13 protein-coding genes and 1 other RNA gene are annotated in these 19,440 nt (G+C 72.4%); 10 read left to right on the forward strand and 4 right to left on the reverse strand.

Going from position 1 to position 19,440, the window contains the following annotated elements:
* Positions 1-2: 2 nt before the first annotated feature.
* Both OG776_RS25455 and OG776_RS25460 read right to left on the reverse strand, forming a co-directional pair.
* A complete protein-coding gene (locus OG776_RS25455) occupies positions 3-1,406 on the reverse strand; it encodes an ABC transporter substrate-binding protein (protein ID WP_148008667.1) in 1,404 nt (467 codons plus the stop codon).
* A gap of 388 nt (positions 1,407-1,794) precedes the next feature.
* Entirely contained in the window at positions 1,795-5,334 is a 3,540-nt protein-coding gene (locus tag OG776_RS25460) for an FHA domain-containing protein (protein ID WP_329322576.1), read from the reverse strand.
* Between the two features lie 478 nt (positions 5,335-5,812).
* Between OG776_RS25460 and OG776_RS25465 the strand changes: the two genes are divergently transcribed.
* The 4 genes from OG776_RS25465 to OG776_RS25480 all read left to right on the forward strand — a co-directional run bounded on the left by OG776_RS25465 (position 5,813) and on the right by OG776_RS25480 (position 11,409).
* Positions 5,813-7,558: a serine/threonine-protein kinase gene (locus tag OG776_RS25465; RefSeq protein WP_148008666.1), complete on the forward strand. Its 1,746-nt coding sequence runs from the start codon at positions 5,813-5,815 to the stop codon at positions 7,556-7,558.
* 149 nt (positions 7,559-7,707) lie between these two features.
* Positions 7,708-8,943, forward strand: a complete 1,236-nt coding sequence (locus OG776_RS25470; protein WP_329322577.1) for a serine/threonine-protein kinase — start codon at positions 7,708-7,710, stop codon at positions 8,941-8,943.
* Between the two features lie 453 nt (positions 8,944-9,396).
* Complete coding sequence (prfB, locus tag OG776_RS25475; protein WP_148008664.1) at positions 9,397-10,503, forward strand: peptide chain release factor 2; 1,107 nt, start codon at positions 9,397-9,399, stop codon at positions 10,501-10,503.
* A gap of 306 nt (positions 10,504-10,809) precedes the next feature.
* Positions 10,810-11,409: a hypothetical protein gene (locus tag OG776_RS25480; protein WP_329322578.1), complete on the forward strand. Its 600-nt coding sequence runs from the start codon at positions 10,810-10,812 to the stop codon at positions 11,407-11,409.
* 129 nt (positions 11,410-11,538) lie between these two features.
* Here OG776_RS25480 and OG776_RS25485 read toward each other — a convergent pair whose 3' ends face one another.
* On the reverse strand, positions 11,539-11,730 hold the full coding sequence (locus OG776_RS25485; protein WP_095854342.1) for a hypothetical protein: 192 nt from the start codon (positions 11,728-11,730) through the stop codon (positions 11,539-11,541).
* A 251-nt stretch (positions 11,731-11,981) separates the two neighbouring features.
* Between OG776_RS25485 and ftsE the strand changes: the two genes are divergently transcribed.
* The 6 genes from ftsE (at position 11,982) to OG776_RS25515 (ending at position 16,845) form a co-directional block, all read left to right on the forward strand.
* Entirely contained in the window at positions 11,982-12,671 is a 690-nt protein-coding gene (ftsE, locus tag OG776_RS25490; RefSeq protein ID WP_148008662.1) for a cell division ATP-binding protein FtsE, read from the forward strand.
* A 31-nt stretch (positions 12,672-12,702) separates the two neighbouring features.
* Complete coding sequence (gene ftsX / locus OG776_RS25495) at positions 12,703-13,620, forward strand: permease-like cell division protein FtsX (RefSeq protein ID WP_148008661.1); 918 nt, start codon at positions 12,703-12,705, stop codon at positions 13,618-13,620.
* Between the two features lie 68 nt (positions 13,621-13,688).
* A complete protein-coding gene (locus OG776_RS25500) occupies positions 13,689-14,855 on the forward strand; it encodes a S41 family peptidase (protein WP_187285563.1) in 1,167 nt (388 codons plus the stop codon).
* 104 nt (positions 14,856-14,959) lie between these two features.
* The gene (gene smpB, locus OG776_RS25505) at positions 14,960-15,490 is read left to right on the forward strand and encodes an SsrA-binding protein SmpB (protein ID WP_187285624.1); all 531 of its coding nucleotides are present in this window, start codon (positions 14,960-14,962) and stop codon (positions 15,488-15,490) included.
* Between the two features lie 105 nt (positions 15,491-15,595).
* Positions 15,596-15,984, forward strand: a transfer-messenger RNA (tmRNA) gene (gene ssrA, locus OG776_RS25510).
* A 387-nt stretch (positions 15,985-16,371) separates the two neighbouring features.
* Complete coding sequence (locus OG776_RS25515; RefSeq protein ID WP_329322579.1) at positions 16,372-16,845, forward strand: hypothetical protein; 474 nt, start codon at positions 16,372-16,374, stop codon at positions 16,843-16,845.
* A 240-nt stretch (positions 16,846-17,085) separates the two neighbouring features.
* Here OG776_RS25515 and yicI read toward each other — a convergent pair whose 3' ends face one another.
* Positions 17,086-19,431: an alpha-xylosidase gene (gene yicI / locus OG776_RS25520; RefSeq protein ID WP_148008658.1), complete on the reverse strand. Its 2,346-nt coding sequence runs from the start codon at positions 19,429-19,431 to the stop codon at positions 17,086-17,088.
* Positions 19,432-19,440: the final 9 nt, after the last annotated feature.

Consider the following 19,440-nt stretch of genomic DNA (forward strand, 5'->3'; position numbering starts at 1 on the left):
GATCAGTCCTTGTACGCCGCGGCCGCGTCGGCCTCCAGTTTCGCCTGCGTCCCCGCCACGTCCTTGGGGTTCTTCAGGAAGTCCTGCAGGTCCTTCCACTCGCCCTTGCCGGGCGTTCCGCCGAAGGACTGCGGGGCCTGGTCGGACATGTCGAAGCGGAAATCGTCACCGGCGGCGATCAGGGCCTTCGCCATCGACTGCTGCACGGCGTTCGGATACGCGGAGTTCGCCACGCTCTTGTTGGGGGAGAGGTAACCGCCCAACTTGGCCTGGATGGTCGCCGCGTCCGGGGAGGCCAGGAAGGTGACCAGCGCCTGGGCCGCCTTGGAGTCCTTCAGGACGACGGCCGCGTCACCACCGCTGACCACGGGCGCCTTGTCGCCCACCGCCGGGAACGGGAACACCTTCGCGTCCGTGCCGATCTTCGCCTTCGTCTCGGCGATGTTGACGCCCACGAAGTCGCCCTCGAAGACCATGCCCGCCTTGGGCTGGTCGCCGCCGGTGAACGTCTGGGTCACCGAGGCCGGGAACTCCGTCTGCAGCGCGCCGTCCGGGCCGCCCGCGATGTAGTTCTTGTCGCCCCACAACTGGGCGAGCGTGGTCAGCGCGTCCTTCACGGACGGGTCCGTCCACTTGATCTTGTGCTGGGCGAGCTGGTCGTACTTCTCCGGGCCGGCCTGGGAGAGATAGACGTTCTCGAACCAGTCGGTGAGGGTCCAGCCGTCCGCGCCGCCCACGGAGACCGGGGTGACACCGGAGTCGTAGACGGTCTGGGCGGTGGAGAGGAAGTCCTTCCAGGTGGCGGGCTCCTTCGCGCCCGCGTTCTCGAAGACCTTCGTGTTGTACCAGACCAGCGACTTGTTGGCGGCCTTGTAGTACACGGCGTACTGCTTGCCGTCGACCTTGCCGAGGTCCTGCCAGCCCTGCGAGTAGTTCTTGGCGAGCTGGGCCTGGGCCTCGGCGCCGACGGGCTTGGCCCACTTCTTCTCGACGGCCTGCTTGATGGCGCCGACCTGGGGGAGCAGCGCGACGTCCGGCGGCGCGCCGCCCGCGATCTTCGAACCGAGGAAGTTGATGATCGGGTCCTGCGCGGGGACGAAGGTGACCTTCGCGCCGGTGCGCTTCTCGAACTCCGCGAGCACCTTCTTGAAGTTGGCCTGTTCGGGCCCCGTCCACACGGCGGCGACCTCCAGGCTCGCGCCGTCGAGCTTGGGCAGACTGACGCTCCCGCCGCCCGCCGTGTCGCCGGTGGCGGCGCCGCTCTTGCCGTCGTCGGTCTTCTTGTCGTCGCTGCCGCCGCATGCGGTGAGGGTGAGTGCGCCGGCGATGACGGCGGCTGCGGCGGCCTGTGCGGCCCTGTGCGTCGAGTGCGTGTGCGACCTGTCTGTACGAAGCGATCTGCGCATTACTGCCCCGTTCTTCGTTCCTCGTCGAACGTCCGGCGCTGTCCCGTTCGGTCTGGTCTACGCCCCGGGGCTCAGGGGCGGCAAGAGCGCCTGCGGTGTCGGGGGAACGATCGTGATCGGGTCGTGACGTGGGCTGCCGCCCCCGGACCCCCGCGTCGGCCTGAAGGGCCTTGTCCTCAAGCGCCGGACGGGCTGAAATGCCTGGCCCGGCCGTCGGACCTTTGGGGCGCGGGTGCGCATCCTCAGCCCTTCCGGACCCATCCGGCGCGGGTGCGCATCTCCGGCCCGTCCGGCGTTTGAGGACGAAGCCTCCGGGCGACGGCGGGGGTCCAGGGGCGCAGCGCCCCCTGGGGACGGGACGGGACGAGCGGGGGCGAGGGAAACGGGGTCAGAGGAGCGACGGAACCTCCACGGCCGCCACCGACCTCGCGGCCCGCTCCAACGCGCTGGCCAGCAGAGCCAGATCGGTCGGCCCGTTGCCCAACTCCCGTACGGGGCGCCGCGCCGGCGGATCGCCCATGCGCCGCCACTCGATCGGCACGACCGTCGGCCGCAGCGTCGCCGTCCGCGGGATGCGGCCCGTGACCCGCCCCGCCTGGAAGGGCGTGACCCGCCCGTCCGACGTGAACAACCGCCCACGCCCGGGGGCGGGTTCGTCGGCACCGGCCGACACCGCGTCCAGGGCGACACGGATCCCGGCGGAACGCCCCGGCTCACCCGCCGCCGCCCGCCCGTCGTCCGCGGCCGCCGCCACGAGATGCACACCGAGCCGGTCGCCCTCACGGGCCACTGCCTCCAGGGCACGTACGACGGAACCGGCCGCCGGCCGCCCCGGCGAGCCCAGCGCGGGCGACAGCAGCGCGTCCAGGTCGTCGACCACGACGACGAGACGGGCGAGCGGCGGCCCGGGTTCGGCACGCGCGCGCGTGGCCGCCGGGCGCAGCCGCAGCGTCGCACTGGGCGGCGTGTCCAGGTCGGCGGCGCCGGCGGACGCGCCGCCGGGACCCGCGGGTGACGGCCGGGCCGCGCGCTGGCCGACGAACCGCCCCGACACCTCCCGGTGCGTGTGCCACTCCGCGAAGCCGAGCCGCCCGAGGAGCTCGGCCCGCCGCTTCAGTTCGGCGCTCAGCGACTGGGCGAACTCCCGCATCCGCACCGGGTCGTTGGCGGTGAGATGCGTGGTGACGTGCGGAAGGTCCGTACAGACCCGCAACCCCTCGGCGCCCTGCCCCGCGCCGGGGCCGCCGGTGCCGTCCCGGCCGTCGACCAGCACGATGCCCAGCCGGTCGGGACGCTCGGCCGCGGCCAGGGACGCGGCGATCGACCGGAGCAGCTCCGTACGGCCGCTGCCCGGCGGGCCCTCGATCAGCAGATGGGGGCCCTCGGCGGGCAGGTCCACCGCGAGCGGCCCCCGCGGACCGGCGCCGAGGACCGCGCGCCCGCGCCCGCCGAGCGCCTCCGTGTCGTCGGCCGCGTCCGCCCAGCGCGCCATCAGTGACGCCGGGGTGGCGCGGGCCAGCCCCAACTCGTCGAGCAGACGCGCCGCCTGGGGGAGCGGAGCGGACACCCGGAGGTGCCGGTCGCCGTGCGCGCCGTCCGTGCGCAGGGGTGCGAGGGCACGGGCGAAACGCTCGGCCCAGGCCCCGGACACCGCGTCCACGGTGGCGACCGTGCCGTGGCCCACGGGGCCGTCGGACCCGGCCCGCAGCAGGCGCAGCGCCGTGGCCACGTCCCCGCTGAGCAGCGCGACGGCCCCGCACGCGCGAAACGCCGGTGACGCCGCGCAGGCCGCCTCGTACGTCTTCCTCACCGGGGACGCGGGGGACGCCGCCGCGGTCTCGGCGAGGCAGAGGACGTGGATGCCCGCGCGGGGACCCTCGTGCGCCAGCCGCAACACGGCCTCCCGTACGTCGGCCGCACCGGGGTCGCCGTCGACGACGAGCAGGGTGTACGGCCCGTCGTGGGCCCGGCCCGTCTCCCCGGGGCCCCCTTCGGACCCGTGCCCGTGCCCGTCCCCGGTCCCGTTCTCCGCGTCCTGGTCGCGGGCCCAGGACGGGCGTCGTCCCGCGGGCCCGGAGTCCAGCGGGATGCGGTCCGCCTCGTCGTACGGGCGGGGGCGGGCACCGGGACCGGTGGCGCCCGTACCCCGGGAGTGCGTGCCGTGACCGGCGTCCGCCTCCGTCAGATGGTCCTCGAGGCGGCGCAGAAGCTCGTCCGTGCGGGCCGTCGCCTGTTCACGGTCGTAGGCGAGGAGCAGCCGGCAGTCCTGGCCGTGGGCGGGGCGCAGATGGGGGAGCCAGCCGAGCCAGGCCCACTCCGCGGTGCGCTCCTCGACCGTGCGCGAGCGGTCCGCGCTGAGCAGGACGATCTCCAGGGTGTCCGGCGAGTGCAGCGCGGCGAGCTGCGCCACCACCGAGCGGGCGAGCCCCGCGAGGCGTGCCCGCGGTCCCGCCAGGCCCAGCGCGCCGGCCTCCCGCAGACCTGCCGTGACCGGCACCGCGGGCAACAGCCCCCGGCCGTGGGACGGCGCCCGGTCCGTCGTCCCGAGCCGGACCGTCAGCGCCTCGGGGTGGCCCGGGCCGCGCTCCCACAGGCGCGATCCCGGTCCCAGCGCGGTGAGCAGCAGCGCGGCGGGGTCGGGCCAGCTCTCCGGTGCCCGCGCCGTGCCGCGGTCCGCCGAGGGTTCGGCGGAGCCGCTCGCCCCGTACCTCCCGGGCTCCCGGGACTCGCCGTGGTCACCGTGTTCTTCGTAGTCGCCGTACTCGTACTCGTACGGGTCGTGTCCGGGGTCCGTGGGCTCGTCGCCCCGGCTTCCGGCCAGCCGTCGGGCCCAGGCGCCCAGGCCGCCCCGCCGGCGCACGCCCGGCGGCAGGTCGGTCCCCCGCGGGGGAGTGCCCTTCCGGGTGCCCTGGCCGGGTGCGGCCGGGTTCCGGGCGGCCTCCCCGGCGGACGCGGCGCCGGCCGGCTCCGCCCGGCTGTTCTCGATCCCGGGGGGCCCGCCCTGTTCCGGCACGACGGGCGGGACGGTGGAGGTGGTCGGGCCGGACGGGGCGGCGGGGGCGTCGGCGGGCATCGCCCGGCCGTGGGTGCGGGTCCCGGAGTCGTCCCGGGTGTTCTCCCAGCGGGCCGCTCCGTGGGCGTGACGGGTCTCTCCGCGGGGGGTGCCCGGGGGGTCCTCGGCGCGGGCCCGGGGCACGGACGCGGAGCGGGCGGACGGCGGATCGGCGCGGGGGCCCGCATCCGTGGTGGTGGTCACCCGGACGTGTCCCTCCCCGTCGGGCGCCGTCCCCGCGGAGTCCGCGCCGCCGGGCGGTGCCAGCCGCAGAGCGGACTCGCCGACGCGCAGCAGCGCGCCCGGCGGGAAGCCGACCGGGCGGGTGGTGACGCGGGTGCCGTCCAGCGTCGTGCCGTTCGTCGATCCCAGGTCGGCCACCGTGACGCGGCCCTCGGGAGAGACCGTGACCGCGCAGTGCAGCCGGGAGACGTCGGGGTCGTCCAGCGGGACGTCCGCCCCGGCGGAGCGGCCGATCTCGATCCGGCCGCCGTGCAGGAGGTGGACACCGCCCGCGTCGGGGCCCGCGACGACATGGAGCTGGGCCGCGTCCTCGTCCACGTCGGGACCGGGCTCCGTGGGGGCGCCCAGGGACAGCACCGCTCCGTCGGTCAGGGGCGGCTCCCCCAGCGTGCAGCGCTGCCCGTCCAGCCGCTCGGCGCCCGCGTACAGCACGACCGGACCACCGCCGGGCTCCCGGCTCCGCTCGGACGGGGCGGTGCCCCCGTCCCCGCCGACCGCCGAGGCCAGACCCGCCGCCACCGCCGCCAGCGCCGTCCCGGCGGGGGCGGTGACCAGCACATCGCAGGCCGCGGCATGCCCCCGCGGCTCCGAAGGCGGGCCCAGCGGGTCTACGACGGTCAGCCGGATCTGCATCGCCGTCAGGGGTCCCTTCCGCGCAGGCGCCCGCGACGAGGACGAGGCTGTGCTGCGGTCCCCCACCGCAGATCCCCCCGCCGCGCACGGGCACGTCGGCCAGTACTGAGGGCATCCTCGCACCTGCCACTGACAACACGCCCGCCACCCGGGCAGAAGTGATCTTGATTGGTCGGCTCTGCCCGTAAAAGTGCCTGACCAGTGCCCGACCGGTGCCCCCTTGGGATCGGTCGCGGTATCCGTCACACCCCGCCGAAGGGGCCGAACGGCAACCAACCGTCGCGAGTGAGCGTCTTTCCGTCGAACATGTACGGGAACGCGTACGTAAGCGCTTATACGAACCACAGGCGCTCACGGGAAGCACACGACGACGACCGTCCGGTGCCGGGCAGCTCGGCACTACAGTGGGCGGAACCGCCGGGACGAGAAGCGACAACGGCGGACGGACCAGGCAAGCAAGCAACAGGGAGCGCATGACGTGCGGCCGGTAGGGAGCAAGTACCTCCTTGAGGAGCCGCTGGGGCGCGGCGCCACAGGCACCGTCTGGCGAGCCCGCCAGCGGGAGACCGCGGGCGCCGAGGCGGCCGTCGCCGGCCAGCCCGGCGAGACCGTGGCGATCAAGGTCCTGAAGGAAGAGCTCGCCAACGACGCGGACATCGTGATGCGCTTCCTGCGGGAGCGGTCCGTCCTGCTCCGGCTGACCCACCCGAACATCGTGCGGGTCCGCGACCTCGTCGTCGAGGGCGACCTGCTCGCGCTCGTCATGGACCTGGTCGAGGGGCCGGACCTGCACCGCTACCTGCGCGAGAACGGTCCGTTCTCGCCGGTCGCCGCCGCCCTCCTCACCGCCCAGGTCGCCGACGCGCTCGCGGCCAGTCACGCCGACGGTGTCGTGCACCGTGACCTGAAGCCCGCGAACGTCCTGCTCAGGCAGGAGGGCGGGCAGATGCACCCGCTGCTCACGGACTTCGGCATCGCCCGGCTCGCCGACTCCCCCGGCCTGACCCGGACCCACGAGTTCGTCGGCACGCCCGCGTACGTCGCCCCCGAGTCCGCCGAGGGACGTCCGCAGACGTCCGCCGTCGACATCTACGGGGCGGGCATCCTGCTGTACGAGCTGGTCACCGGACGGCCGCCGTTCTCCGGCGACTCCGCCCTCGAAGTGCTGCACCAGCACCTGAGCGCCGAGCCGCGCCGCCCCTCCACCGTGCCCGACCCGCTGTGGACGGTCATAGAACGCTGCCTCCGCAAGAACCCGGACCAGCGGCCCAGCGCCGAGAACCTCGCGCGCGCCCTGCGCACCGTCGCCGAGGGCGTCGGTGTGCACGCCACCTCGGCGCAGATCGCCGCGGCGGAGGGGGTGGGCGCGCTGCTCGCCCCCGACCCGACGCCGGCACCCGTCCCGGACACGCCGGGCGCGGCCGACCCCACCCAGGTCCTCCCGCACGGCGCCCCGGGTGCGTACGACCCGAACGGCGCGACGAGTGTCCTTCCGCACACGGGTGCCGCCGATCCGACCGCCGTCATGCCGCCGGTGGCGCAGAACCCGTCCGGCGGGCCCGGCCAGTCCGGTCAGCCCGAGGACCCGCATCCCTGGCAGAGCCAGCTGCGGGCGGCCCGCGACCGCAACGAACAGACGCAGGTCCAGTACATCGACCCGGACCAGGACCCGCTGCGCCGGCGTCCGCAGCGGCAGGTCTCACGGCCGCAGCAGCAGGGCCAGCAGCCGCCCCCCGGATACGGATACCCGCAGCAGGGGCAGCCCCAGCAGTACGCGCCTCAGCAGCAGTACGGGCAGCAGCACGGACAGCAACAGCAGTACGGGCAGCAGCAACAGCAGCAGTACGGGCAGCAACAGCAGCAACAGCAGTCCCGGCGGGCGCAGCGCCAGCAGCCGCAGCGTTACGCCCCCGCGCCGCAGCAGCAGCCCCAGCCGCAGCGCTACGCCCCCGCGCCGCAGCAGCCCGAGGCGCCCGCCCCGCGGCAGTCGCGCGAGCCGCGGCAGCGCAGCGCCAACCGGATGCGGATCCCCGGGCTGGGCTGCCTCAAGGGCTGTCTGTTCATGATCGTCATCCTGTTCGTCGGCGGATGGCTGGTCTGGGAGTTCAGCCCCCTGCAGGACTGGATCGGCTCGACCAGGTCCTTCTGGGGCGAGCTGAAGCACATGTACGGCACCGTCAGCGACTGGGTCGGGAACCTCGGCTCGGGCTCGTCCGGCACCTGACACGCGCCCGGCCGGCGAGCGGTCGCCGGCCGGCTCGGGGACGACTCTGGGGACTTGTCGACATCTGGCGGGTGATTTCCGCCTCCGGAGTGAAGGTTGGCTCCTCGGACGCGTACTTTTAGCGGCAACACGCGTCGGTAGGAGCAGTCTTGGCACGAAAGATCGGGAGCCGCTACACCGCCCACCAGATTCTGGGGCGGGGGAGCGCCGGTACGGTGTGGCTGGGCGAGGGACCCGAGGGGCCCGTCGCCATCAAGCTGCTGCGCGAGGACCTCGCGTCCGACCAGGAGCTCGTGGGCCGCTTCGTACAGGAGCGCACCGCCCTGCTCGGTCTCGACCATCCCCATGTGGTCGCGGTGCGTGATCTCGTGGTCGACGGCAACGACCTCGCGCTCGTCATGGATCTCGTGCGGGGTACGGACCTGCGCACCCGGCTGGACCGGGAACGGCGGCTGGCGCCGGAGGCCGCGGTCGCGATCGTGGCCGACGTCGCGGACGGACTCGCGGCGGCGCACGCGGCCGGGGTGGTCCACCGGGACGTCAAGCCGGAGAACGTGCTGCTCGACATGCAGGGGCCGCTCGGGCCGGCCGGCGCGCACCCCGCGCTCCTGACGGACTTCGGTGTGGCCAAACTCATCGACTCGCCGCGGCGGACCCGCGCCACGAAGATCATCGGCACGCCGGACTACCTCGCACCCGAGATCATCGAGGGGCTGCCGCCGCGGGCCGCCGTCGACATCTACGCGCTGGCGACGGTCCTGTACGAGCTCCTCGCCGGCTTCACGCCCTTCGGGGGCGGACACCCGGGAGCGGTGCTGCGGCGGCACGTGACCGAGACGGTGGTGCCGCTGCCGGGCATCCCCGAGGAGCTGTGGCAGCTCCTGGTGCAGTGTCTGGCGAAGGCTCCCGCGTCGCGGCTGCGGGCGTCCGAGCTGGGGGCGCGGCTGCGGGAGCAGCTGCCGCTGCTGGCGGGGATGCCGCCGCTGGACGTCGACGAGCCGGACACGGAACCGGCGGAACCGACGGCCGAGGAGACCACGGAGCCGGCCGAGCCCGCGTCGCGGGTACGGCGGGGGGCCGTGCCGCTCGTGCCCGGCGCCAAGCCGGACTCGAACCGGGACACGCACACCTCGATGCGGGTGCCGGGGCCGGACGAGCTGGCCGGCGGGGCGCGGGGGACGGCGCGCGCGCCACGGGCCGCCGGTGCGCCCCGGCCCGGGTCGGCACGGCACCGGGCCTCCGCCAGGCGGCGCCGGATCACGCTGGGAGCCGCGGGAGTGGTGCTCGTCGCCGCGGTGGGGGTGGGGACGTGGATCGCGACCTCGGGGGACGACGGGGGGACGCCGCCGTCCGACACGAAGAACTCGGCGCCGGCTTCTCCCTGACACGGGCGCGCGGGGCCGCGGTTTCCGGGGCTCCGTCCCTGGACCTCCGCCTAGGGGCTGCCCCCCCTGGACCGGCTCCCCCTTGGACCCCCGCCTAGGGGCTGTCGTCCCCCTGAGGTCGCCGCTAAGGGGCTGCCGCCCCCTGGACCCCCGCGTCGCCCGAAGGGCTCGTCCTCAAGCGCCGGACGGGCTGAGGGTGCGGGCCGGCGCCCAAAGGCCGACGGCCGGACGACGGGACCGGTGGCCTGGCCGGAACCGTCCGGTGCCGGCCACCGCGTTCAGCCCGTCCGGCGCTTGAGGACGAGGCCGTCCAGGCCGATACGGGGGTCTGGGGGCGGAGCCCCCAGGTACGGCCACCGGCCCACCCGCACCCCCAGCCCGTCCGGCGCCCGAGGACGGGGCCGCCGCCCCGGGGGTGAGAGCCCCGCTTGCCGCAGCCGTTACGCTGGAGGCGTGGCAGTCGTCGATGTATCCGAAGAGCTCAAGTCCCTCTCCTCGACCATGGAGTCGATCGAGGCCGTCCTGGACCTCGACAAGCTGAGGGCAGATGTCGCCGTGCTCGAGGAGCAGGCGGCCGCGCCGTCCCTGTGGGACGACCCGGACGAGGCGCAGAAGATCACCAGCAAGCTGAGCCACCTCCAGGCGGAGGTCAGGAAGGCCGAGGCGCTGCGCGGGCGGATCGACGATCTGAGCGTGCTCTTCGAGATGGCCGAGGAGGAGGACGACCCGGACACCCGTGCCGAGGCCGAGTCCGAGCTCGCCGCCGTCAGGAAGGCGCTGGACGAGATGGAGGTGCGGACGCTGCTGTCGGGGGAGTACGACTCCCGCGAGGCCGTCGTCACCATCCGCGCCGAGGCCGGCGGCGTCGACGCCTCCGACTTCACCGAGAAGCTGCAGCGCATGTACCTGCGCTGGGCCGAGCGGCACGGCTACAAGACGGAGCTCTACGAGACCTCGTACGCGGAAGAGGCCGGCATCAAGTCGACCACCTTCGCCGTGCACGTCCCGTACGCCTACGGGACGCTCTCCGTGGAGCAGGGCACCCACCGGCTCGTGCGGATCTCGCCCTTCGACAACCAGGGGCGCCGGCAGACGTCGTTCGCCGGTGTCGAGATCCTGCCCGTCGTCGAGCAGACCGATCACATCGAGATCGACGAGTCCGAGCTGCGGGTGGACGTCTACCGTTCGTCGGGCCCCGGCGGCCAGGGCGTCAACACCACCGACTCCGCGGTGCGTCTGACCCACCTGCCGACCGGCATCGTCGTGTCGTGCCAGAACGAGCGGTCGCAGATCCAGAACAAGGCGAGCGCGATGAACGTCCTCCAGGCCAAGCTCCTGGAGCGGCGCCGCCAGGAGGAACAGGCCAAGATGGACGCCCTCAAGGGCGACGGCGGCAACTCCTGGGGCAACCAGATGCGTTCGTACGTGCTGCACCCGTACCAGATGGTCAAGGACCTGCGGACGGACTTCGAGGTGGGTAACCCCGAGTCCGTTTTCAACGGCGAGATCGACGGTTTCCTCGAGGCCGGAATTCGCTGGCGCAAGCAGCAGGAGAAGTGACGAGAGGCCCGAAGGGGTCTTTGTCGACAAGGCAACTGCCGCCCTTGGTGCGGCAGTTGCCTTTTCTGTGGCGGTTGTCCGGGACTTACGTCACAGTCACATGTCTTCATGGCGGTCAAATGCAGTTGATAGGGACATTGCGGCCGCAACGACCTTGACGGTCCTTTGAAAACTGGGAAAGGTGACGGGTGGCATGCGTATCTCTGGGGCGCATGTGAACCGGGGGGTCGAGCGAAGCCACCCCCTGTGACGCCGTGGCCCCGGGCGCTGCTCCATCGACGATCAGCTACTGGGGGTAGCAAGCAGATGACCAAGAAGACGCGGATACGCGCGGCGCGGACAGCCGCCTGCGCCGTGATCGCCGCCGGTGCCTCGCTGACCGCCGCGGGCGCCGCCTCGGCCCTCGACATCAACGTCGGTGTCACGGTCGACGGCCCGAGCCCGACCCCGAGCGACACGGGCATCCCGACCGACCCCGGCACGCCGTCCTCCCCGGGTACGCCCTCGGGGCCCGCCACGCCGTCCTCCCCGGGCACGCCGTCCGACCCCGCCACACCGTCCTCCCCGGCTACGCCCTCGGATCCCGGTACGCCCTCGGACCCGGGCACGCCGTCGGACCCCGGCACTCCGTCCGACCCGAGCGAGAACCCGACCGAGGGGTCCGGCACGGGCGGCAACGACAGCAACCCCGACGGCGGCTCCAAGCCCGTCGAGCAGGGCAAGGGTTCCTCCGGTCTGACCGACACCGGCTCGGACACCTCCGCCCAGGGCAAGAGCGGCGAGCTCGCCGAGACCGGCGCCACCGAGACCACGTTCCTGCTGGTCGGCGCCGCCACGATGATCGCCGGCGGGTTCGGCTTCCGTCTGCTGCCGCGCCTCATGGGCGGCCGCGGCACCGCGGCCTGACGCGGACCGGTGTGAGACGCGCCACCTCGTGCGCGTGACCGTGCGAAAAGGGCCCGGAGCGGATGCTCCGGGCCCCTCCCGTACGCCCTGGGTGAGCGGTCGTACGCCCTGGGTGGTCTCTCGGGGGTCCTACACCGTCTGGTGGGCCAGCAGCGCCACCGCCGCGATGAGCACCGCCAGCAGCGCTATCAGGGCCATCGGGTTCAGCCCGGCGAAAGGGCTCTCCTGCTGCAGGCGCTCCCGGTTCGCGCGGCAGACCGGGCAGCGGCCCTCACTGACGGGCGCCGCGCAGTTCGCGCACACCAATCGGTCGTACGTCATGCGCTTGCCCTCCTTGCGCCGTCCTCCGCGTACATAACGCCGCGGGGAACGCAACCGTTCCCCCTCCACTGTGCCAGGTTCCGCGGAAATCGGCGCGGCTCGCTCCGTGCTGCCCCGTCCGGAGGGTTTCCGGCCCTTCAGATCCGTGACAAAACGTGCAAGCGTCGCGCAACCGCGGACGCCGACTGCGGACCCGCACCCGGTTCGCGTATGGTCACGCACACCTACCCCCGGCGACCCGTGGTGCATCCGTGATCCGATTCGACAATGTCTCCAAGGTCTACCCCAAGCAGACCCACCCCGCTCTCAGGGACGTCTCCCTGGAGGTCGAGCGCGGTGAGTTCGTGTTCCTCGTGGGGTCCTCCGGCTCCGGAAAGTCGACCTTCCTCCGGCTGATCCTCCGCGAGGAGCGGTGCAGCCACGGTCAGGTGCACGTCCTGGGCAAGGACCTCGCGCGCATCTCCAACTGGAAGGTGCCGCAGATGCGGCGCCAGCTGGGGACCGTCTTCCAGGACTTCCGGCTGCTGCCGAACAAGACGGTCGCCGAGAACGTGGCCTTCGCCCAGGAGGTCATCGGCAAGTCCCGCGGCGAGATCCGCAAGTCCGTGCCGCAGGTGCTCGACCTCGTCGGGCTCGGCGGCAAGGAGGACCGCAGACCCGGTGAGCTGTCCGGCGGCGAGCAGCAGCGCGTGGCCATCGCGAGAGCCTTCGTGAACCGGCCCAAGCTCCTCATCGCGGACGAGCCGACCGGCAACCTCGACCCGCAGACCTCCGTCGGCATCATGAAGCTGCTCGACCGCATCAACCGGACGGGCACGACTGTGGTGATGGCGACGCACGACCAGAACATCGTGGACCAGATGCGCAAGCGCGTCATCGAGCTGGAGAAGGGCCGTCTCGTCCGCGACCAGGCGCGCGGCGTCTACGGCTACCAGCACTGACGACGGTCCACGGAAAGGCTTAGCAGACGCCATGCGCGCCCAGTTCGTTCTGTCGGAGATCGGTGTCGGTCTCCGTCGCAATCTGACGATGACCTTCGCGGTCGTCGTCTCGGTCGCCCTCTCCCTCGCCCTGTTCGGCGGCTCGCTCCTGATGAGCGACCAGGTGAGCACCATGAAGGGCTACTGGTACGACAAGGTCAACGTCTCGGTGTTCCTCTGCAACAAGAGCGACGCGGAGTCCGACCCCCACTGCGCCAAGGGGGCCGTGACCGCCGAGCAGAAGAAGCAGATCGAGAGCGACCTCGGCAAGATGACCGTGGTCCAGAAGGTGACGCACGAGTCCGCGGACGAGGCGTACAAGCACTACAAGGAGCAGTTCGGCGACTCCCCGCTGGCCAGCTCCCTGACGCCGGACCAGATGCAGGAGTCGTACCGCATCAAGCTGAAGGACCCGGAGAAGTACCAGGTCATCGCGACCGCCTTCGACGGCCGTGACGGCGTGCAGTCCGTGCAGGACCAGAAGGGCATCCTGGACAACCTCTTCGGGCTCCTCAACGGCATGAACTGGGCCGCGCGCGCGGTGATGGCGATGATGCTCGTCGTCGCCCTGATGCTGATCGTCAACACGGTGCGCGTCTCGGCGTTCAGCCGGCGCCGGGAGACCGGGATCATGCGCCTGGTCGGCGCCTCCGGGTTCTACATCCAGGCGCCGTTCATCATGGAGGCCGCGGTCGCCGGACTGATCGGCGGCGGTGTCGCCTGCGGATTCCTGGTGGTCGCGCGGTACTTCATCATCGATCACGGTCTGGCGCTGTCCGAGAAGCTGAATCTGATCAACTTCATCGGCTGGGACGCCGTGCTCACCAAGCTGCCGCTCATCCTCGCGACGAGCCTGCTGATGCCCGCGCTGGCCGCGTTCTTCGCGTTGCGCAAGTACCTGAAGGTGTGACGCATGCCAATGGGGGCCGTACTGCCAACCGGCGGTACGGCCCTCCGCGTTGTCCTAGACTCACCGCCATGTCAGGTCGTGACCTGTTCTGCCAGCCCCGCCGCATCGGCCGCGGGGCCGCCCTGACATTGGTGTTCGCGAGCGTGCTCGTCGCCGGTGCGGCGACCGGGTCGTTCGGCGACCCCGACCGGAAATCCCCGCTCCCGTCGCCGCGTTCGACGCCGGCCGCCCACCACAAGGACGTCGCCGCGGCGGCGGCCGAGGCGATGGCCGACGGCAAGTCGCCCATGGAGGCGGCCGAGCGGGCCGTCAGCCGCAGCGGCGACCGCTGGGGCGCCGTCTACTCCCAGGGCGACTACGAGGAGTTCGAGGAGGCCCTCGACGGCCAGTACACCGGCGTCGGGCTGTGGGCCCGGCGCGAGCGTGACGGCCGGATCGAGGTGACCCGGGTGCAGAGCGCGTCGCCCGCGGCGGCCGCCGGCATCCGCGAGGGCGACCGGCTGCGCAGCGTCGACGGCGAGGACGTCGACGGCAGGCCCGTCACCGAGGTGGTCTCCTTACTGCGCGGGGACGCGGACGACGCGGCGGCCGGCACGGAGGTCCGCCTCGGGCTGGAGCGCGGCACGCGCGCGTGGAGCCAGACCCTGCGCCGGGCCAGGCTGTCCACGGACTCCGTGACCGTGCACAAGCTCCCCGGCGGCGTCACCCTGATCAAGGTCGCCGCCTTCACCAAGGGCGCGGGCGACGCCGTGCGGGCCGCCGTCGAGCGGACGCCCCGGCGCGCCGGGATCGTCCTCGACCTGCGCGGCAACTCCGGCGGACTGGTCAACGAGGCCGTCACCACAGCCTCCGCCTTCCTCGACGGCGGCCTCGTCGCCACGTACGACGTCAACGGCGACCAGCGCGCCCTGCACGCCGCGCCGGGCGGCGACACCACCAGGCCCCTGGTCGCGCTCGTCGACGGGGGCACGATGAGCGCGGCGGAACTGCTCACCGGCGCCCTCCAGGACCGGGGCCGCGCGGTCGTGGTGGGCACCAGGACCTTCGGCAAGGGCTCGGTCCAGATGCCGCGGGCCCTCCCCGGCGGCTCCGTCGCCGAGCTGACCGTCGGGCACTACCGCACCCCCTCCGGCCACGGCGTCGACGGGCGGGGCATCACGCCCGACCTGGAGGCCGACACGAGCGCCGTGCAACGCGCGGAGACCGTGCTCAGCGGTCTGGGGGACCCCTCGTAGCCGTCGGGCCCGTGCCGTCCGGGCCGCCGGTCCGGCGCCGCCGTAATCGGCTTTCCCCCGGACCCCTCCGTAGTGCGAAAATGGTCAGCACTATGAGCAAGGGAATGTACGTACCGAAGGAGTCCCAGCCCAAGCAGGGCGGAGGGGCCGCGAAGGCCAAGGACGGCAAGCGCAAGATCGTCGCGCAGAACAAGAAGGCGCGGCACGACTACGCGATCATCGACACCTACGAGGCCGGCCTGGTGCTCACCGGTACCGAGGTGAAGTCGCTGCGCCAGGGCCGCGCCTCGCTGACGGACGGCTTCGTCCAGATCGACGGGAACGAGGCGTGGCTGCACAACGCCCACATTCCCGAGTACAGCCAGGGCACGTGGACCAACCACACGGTGCGCCGCAAGCGCAAGCTGCTCCTGCACCGCGAGGAGATCGACAAGCTGGCGTCGAAGTCGGAGGAGACGGGTCACACGATCGTGCCCCTCGCCCTGTACTTCAAGGACGGCCGGGCCAAGGCCGAGATCGCGCTCGCCCGGGGCAAGAAGGAGTACGACAAGCGGCAGACCCTGCGTGAGAAGCAGGACCGCCGGGAGTCGGACCGCGCGATCGCCGCCGCGAAGCGGAGGCAGCGCGGCGAGTAGCCACGGGTAATACGGTGGCATCGACGTGCGTCGGTCACGTACGATGGGATCTGCACCCCACAGCGGGTGCGTGACCCTCTTCGGAGGGGCTTGAAAAAACAACATGGGGATGATCGGTTTCGACAGCGGCTGTCGAAGCAGGGGAAGCGTGTCGAGGAAGCGACAATGATCTCGTTAACCATATGTCGCAACCAATAATCGCCAATTCCAAGAGCGATTCCCAGTCCTTCGCCCTCGCTGCCTGATAAGCAGTGAGTGAAGGACCCTTAATGGGTGTCAGCCCGGGGATGTTCCCGACCCGGACCCTGGCATAATCTAGGGAACTAAACCATCGAGCCCGGTCACGGGGTTCGATGGGAAATCAAACAGTGACTGGGCCCGTCGGCGACTTGTTCGCGTGATCACCGGGGCCGAGAAAAGCGCAGCGAACTGCACACGGAGAAGCCCTGATTCTGCACCGGTGGACGCGGGTTCGATTCCCGCCATCTCCACGATCAGGAGGTCCCCGGACCTCCACATCCCATGTGGGCGAAGGCCCCGTCGCTTCCGAGCGGCGGGGCCTTCGTCATGCCGTACGACAGGTCGGCGCCGGGCCGGCTCGGCCGTACGGGCCGCGGTGGCCCGGGACTTACGAGGACGCAGGCGACGCCCCCGCCCACGGGACCGGACCGGCCCCGCTCGGAGGGCGGCCCGCCCGGACGTGACCCATGGCGGGCCGTCCACGCGGGCGCCCCTCACCCGGCGGGCGCGAGGAAGTCGTGGACGGGAGGGGACACGCGCCCGGGTGCGGGCCTTACCTTGTCCCGGCACCGGTACGAGTCCGTGGCCCGGTGCTGTTCCCGCTGCCCCGACGACCCACTCCGTGAAGGACCCGCCCGCCCATGTTCCTGCTCCGTCTCCTCCCGCCGCTGCCCCGCGAGATATCCCTCGCCCTCGTCGGACTCGTCTTCGGGCTGTTCCTGACGGTGCACGGCGCCCGGCAGGCCTACGCCGAGGCGACCGGCGTCCCCGGCATGGTCACCGTCACCGACTGCGCGCCCGCGACCGGCGGACCGGGCGACCTGTGGCAGGACGGCTGGGCCTGCGAGGGCTCGTTCGCCGCCACCGACCGCACCGTCGACGTCAGCGACGTCACCGTCGACGGCATCGTCGACACCCGCCCGGCCGACCGGACCCTGCCGGCCCTCGTCGACGGCCCCGGCGACCACACCGCCACCCGTGACGGGTCCGGCAGTTGGAAGGTCCCGACGCTCACCGGCGTCGTCGTCCTCGGCTTCACCGCCTGGCGGATCCGCACCGTCCGCGACCTGCTGCGCGGCCGCCGGGCCGCACCGGCCGCGGAGCCGGCGCTCTGACCGGAAGGCGGAGGCGAGGACCGCGACGGGACGACGGGAGCCGTACCGCTCCCGTGTACCGGGCCGCCGCGTCCCCCGTACCCGGCCGTCGTGGCGCCCGCCTGTACGGAGCTCGCCGGCCCGGTGCCGCGGGAAGCGCCGGAGATCGCGCGGGAGCCGGGGGACGCTCACCGCTGAGGGCGTACGAGACGGTGCCGGGGGAGACGCCGGCGTGCCATGCCACGCCGGTGATCTTCACCATCACCCGGTCACCGGACCCGGCTTGGACCCCCGGTCCGTGCCCGGCACCGGCCGCGGAGCGGAGGCCGGCACCGGATCCGGTGTCGGCTCCCGTCCGGGTTCCAGGTCCAGGGTGAGGAAGTCCGTCCCCGCCTCCGCCCGTGCCTCGCGCCCGCCGGACGCAAGCCCCCACGGAGCGGCGGGGTCGCTCGACGAGGCCCGCAGGGTGTTCCCCGCACGGACGACGGTGAACGTCACCCCGCCCACCCGCACCGTCACCCGCGCGCCGGGTTCCAGACCGTACGCGTGCAGGGTGACCCCGTCAGCGTGGACGTAGTCGGGCCGGTCGTCCACCGCGCCCACCGGGATCACCGCACCCGGCCGTACCAGCAGCGGCACGCTCAGGAAGTCGTGGCGCTCGCGCACCCAGCGCGGACCGGTCACCGTCCGTCCCGAGAGGAGGTGGGTCCAGGTGCCGTCCGGCACGTAGTACGAGACGTCCCCCTCGTCGCTGAAGACGGGCGCGACCAGCAGGTCGGAGCCGAGCATGTACTGCCGCTCCAGGTGCGCGCACGCCGGGTCGTCCGGGAACTCCAGCACCATCGCCCGCATCATCGGCACTCCCTCGGCGTGCGCGGTGCGGGCGGCCTCGTACAGATAGGGCATGAGGCCGAGCTTCAGCCGGGTGAACAGCCGCAGCACGTCCACGGCCTCCTCGTCGAACAGCCACGGCACCCGGTACGAGGAGGAGCCGTGCAGCCGGCTGTGGGAGGAGAGCAGACCGAAGGCGATCCACCGTTTGAAGAGGGCCGCCGGCGGTGTCCCCTCGAAGCCGCCGATGTCGTGGCTCCAGAACCCGAAGCCCGACATGCCGAGGCTCAGGCCGCCGCGCAGCGACTCGGCCATCGACGCGTACGTCGCCTCGCAGTCGCCGCCCCAGTGCACCGGGAACTGCTGGCTGCCGGCCGTCGCGGAGCGGGCGAAGACGACCGCCTCCGCCTCGCCCCGGTGCTTGCGCAGCACCTCGAAGACGGTGCGGTTGTAGAGGTAGGTGTAGTAGTTGTGCATGCGCTCCGGGTCGGCTCCGTCGGCGTACGCCACGTCGACCGGGACCCGCTCGCCGAAGTCGGTCTTGAAGCAGTCGACGCCCTGGTCGAGCAGCGCCTCCAGTTTGGCGGCGTACCAGTCGCGGGCGGCGGGACTGGTGAAGTCGACCAGCGCCATGCCCGGCTGCCACAGGTCCCACTGCCACACACTGCCGTCGGGCCTCCTGAGCAGATGGCCGAGGGCCTTGCCCTCCGCGAAGAGCGGGGAGCGCTGCGCGATGTACGGGTTGATCCACACGCAGATGTGCAGGCCCTTGTCCTTCAGCCGGGTCAGCATGGCCGCCGGGTCGGGGAACACCCGCGGATCCCACTCGAAGTCGCACCAGTTGAACTCGCGCATCCAGAAGCAGTCGAAGTGGAAGACGGAGAGCGGGAGTTCGCGCTCCCGCATGCCGTCGATGAAGGAGGTGACGGTGGCCTCGTCGTAGGAGGTGGTGAAGGACGTCGACAGCCACAGGCCGAAGGACCAGGCGGGCGGGAGAGCCGGGCGGCCGGTGAGCCGCGTGTAGGTGCGGAGGATGTCCTTCGGGGTCGGCCCGTAGATCACGTAGTACGTCAGCTGCTGGGTCTCGGCGCTGAACTGGACCCGCGACACCGCCTCCGAGCCGACCTCGAAGGAGACCCGGCCGGGGTGGTCGACGAAGACGCCGTATCCCGCGTCCGTCAGGTAGAACGGCACGTTCTTGTAGGCCTGTTCGGTGGCGGTGCCGCCGTCGGCGTTCCACATGTCCACGACCTGGCCGTTCTTGACGAGCGGGCCGAAGCGCTCGCCGAGGCCGTACACCTGGGTGCCGACCCCCAGGTCGAGCTGCTCACGCAGATAGTGGGCGCCGGACGCGTCCCGCATGATGCCCATGCCCTTGGGCCCGCTGGTCGTCAGGACGCGGCCGTCGGCGAGGAAGTCGACGTGCCACGGGGTGGTGCGGGACACCCGGACGGACAGGGCGCCCGAGGTGAGCGTCGCGTGCTCGTCGTCGTGTTCCACGACGGGGGAGGACGCGCCGCGGTGGAGTTCGAAGCGGGGGCCGCGCGGTTCCTCGCCCTGGAAGTGCGTGAACGTCACGCCGATGACGTCCGGCATCGGCGCGTGCGCACTGATCGTCACGACCGGTCCCTTCAGCAGGTCGCCGCGGTGACGGATGGGCTGGGTCGGCGCGTGGATCTCCAGGGTCCCGTCGGACACGCTCACATCGAGGACCTCGACCGGATGGGCCGCGGTGACGCCTTCGCGCAGCAGCCAGTAGCCGTCGGTGAACTTCACGCCCACACC

The organism is Streptomyces sp. NBC_01689, from assembly GCF_036250675.1.
Lineage (GTDB): Bacteria > Actinomycetota > Actinomycetes > Streptomycetales > Streptomycetaceae > Streptomyces.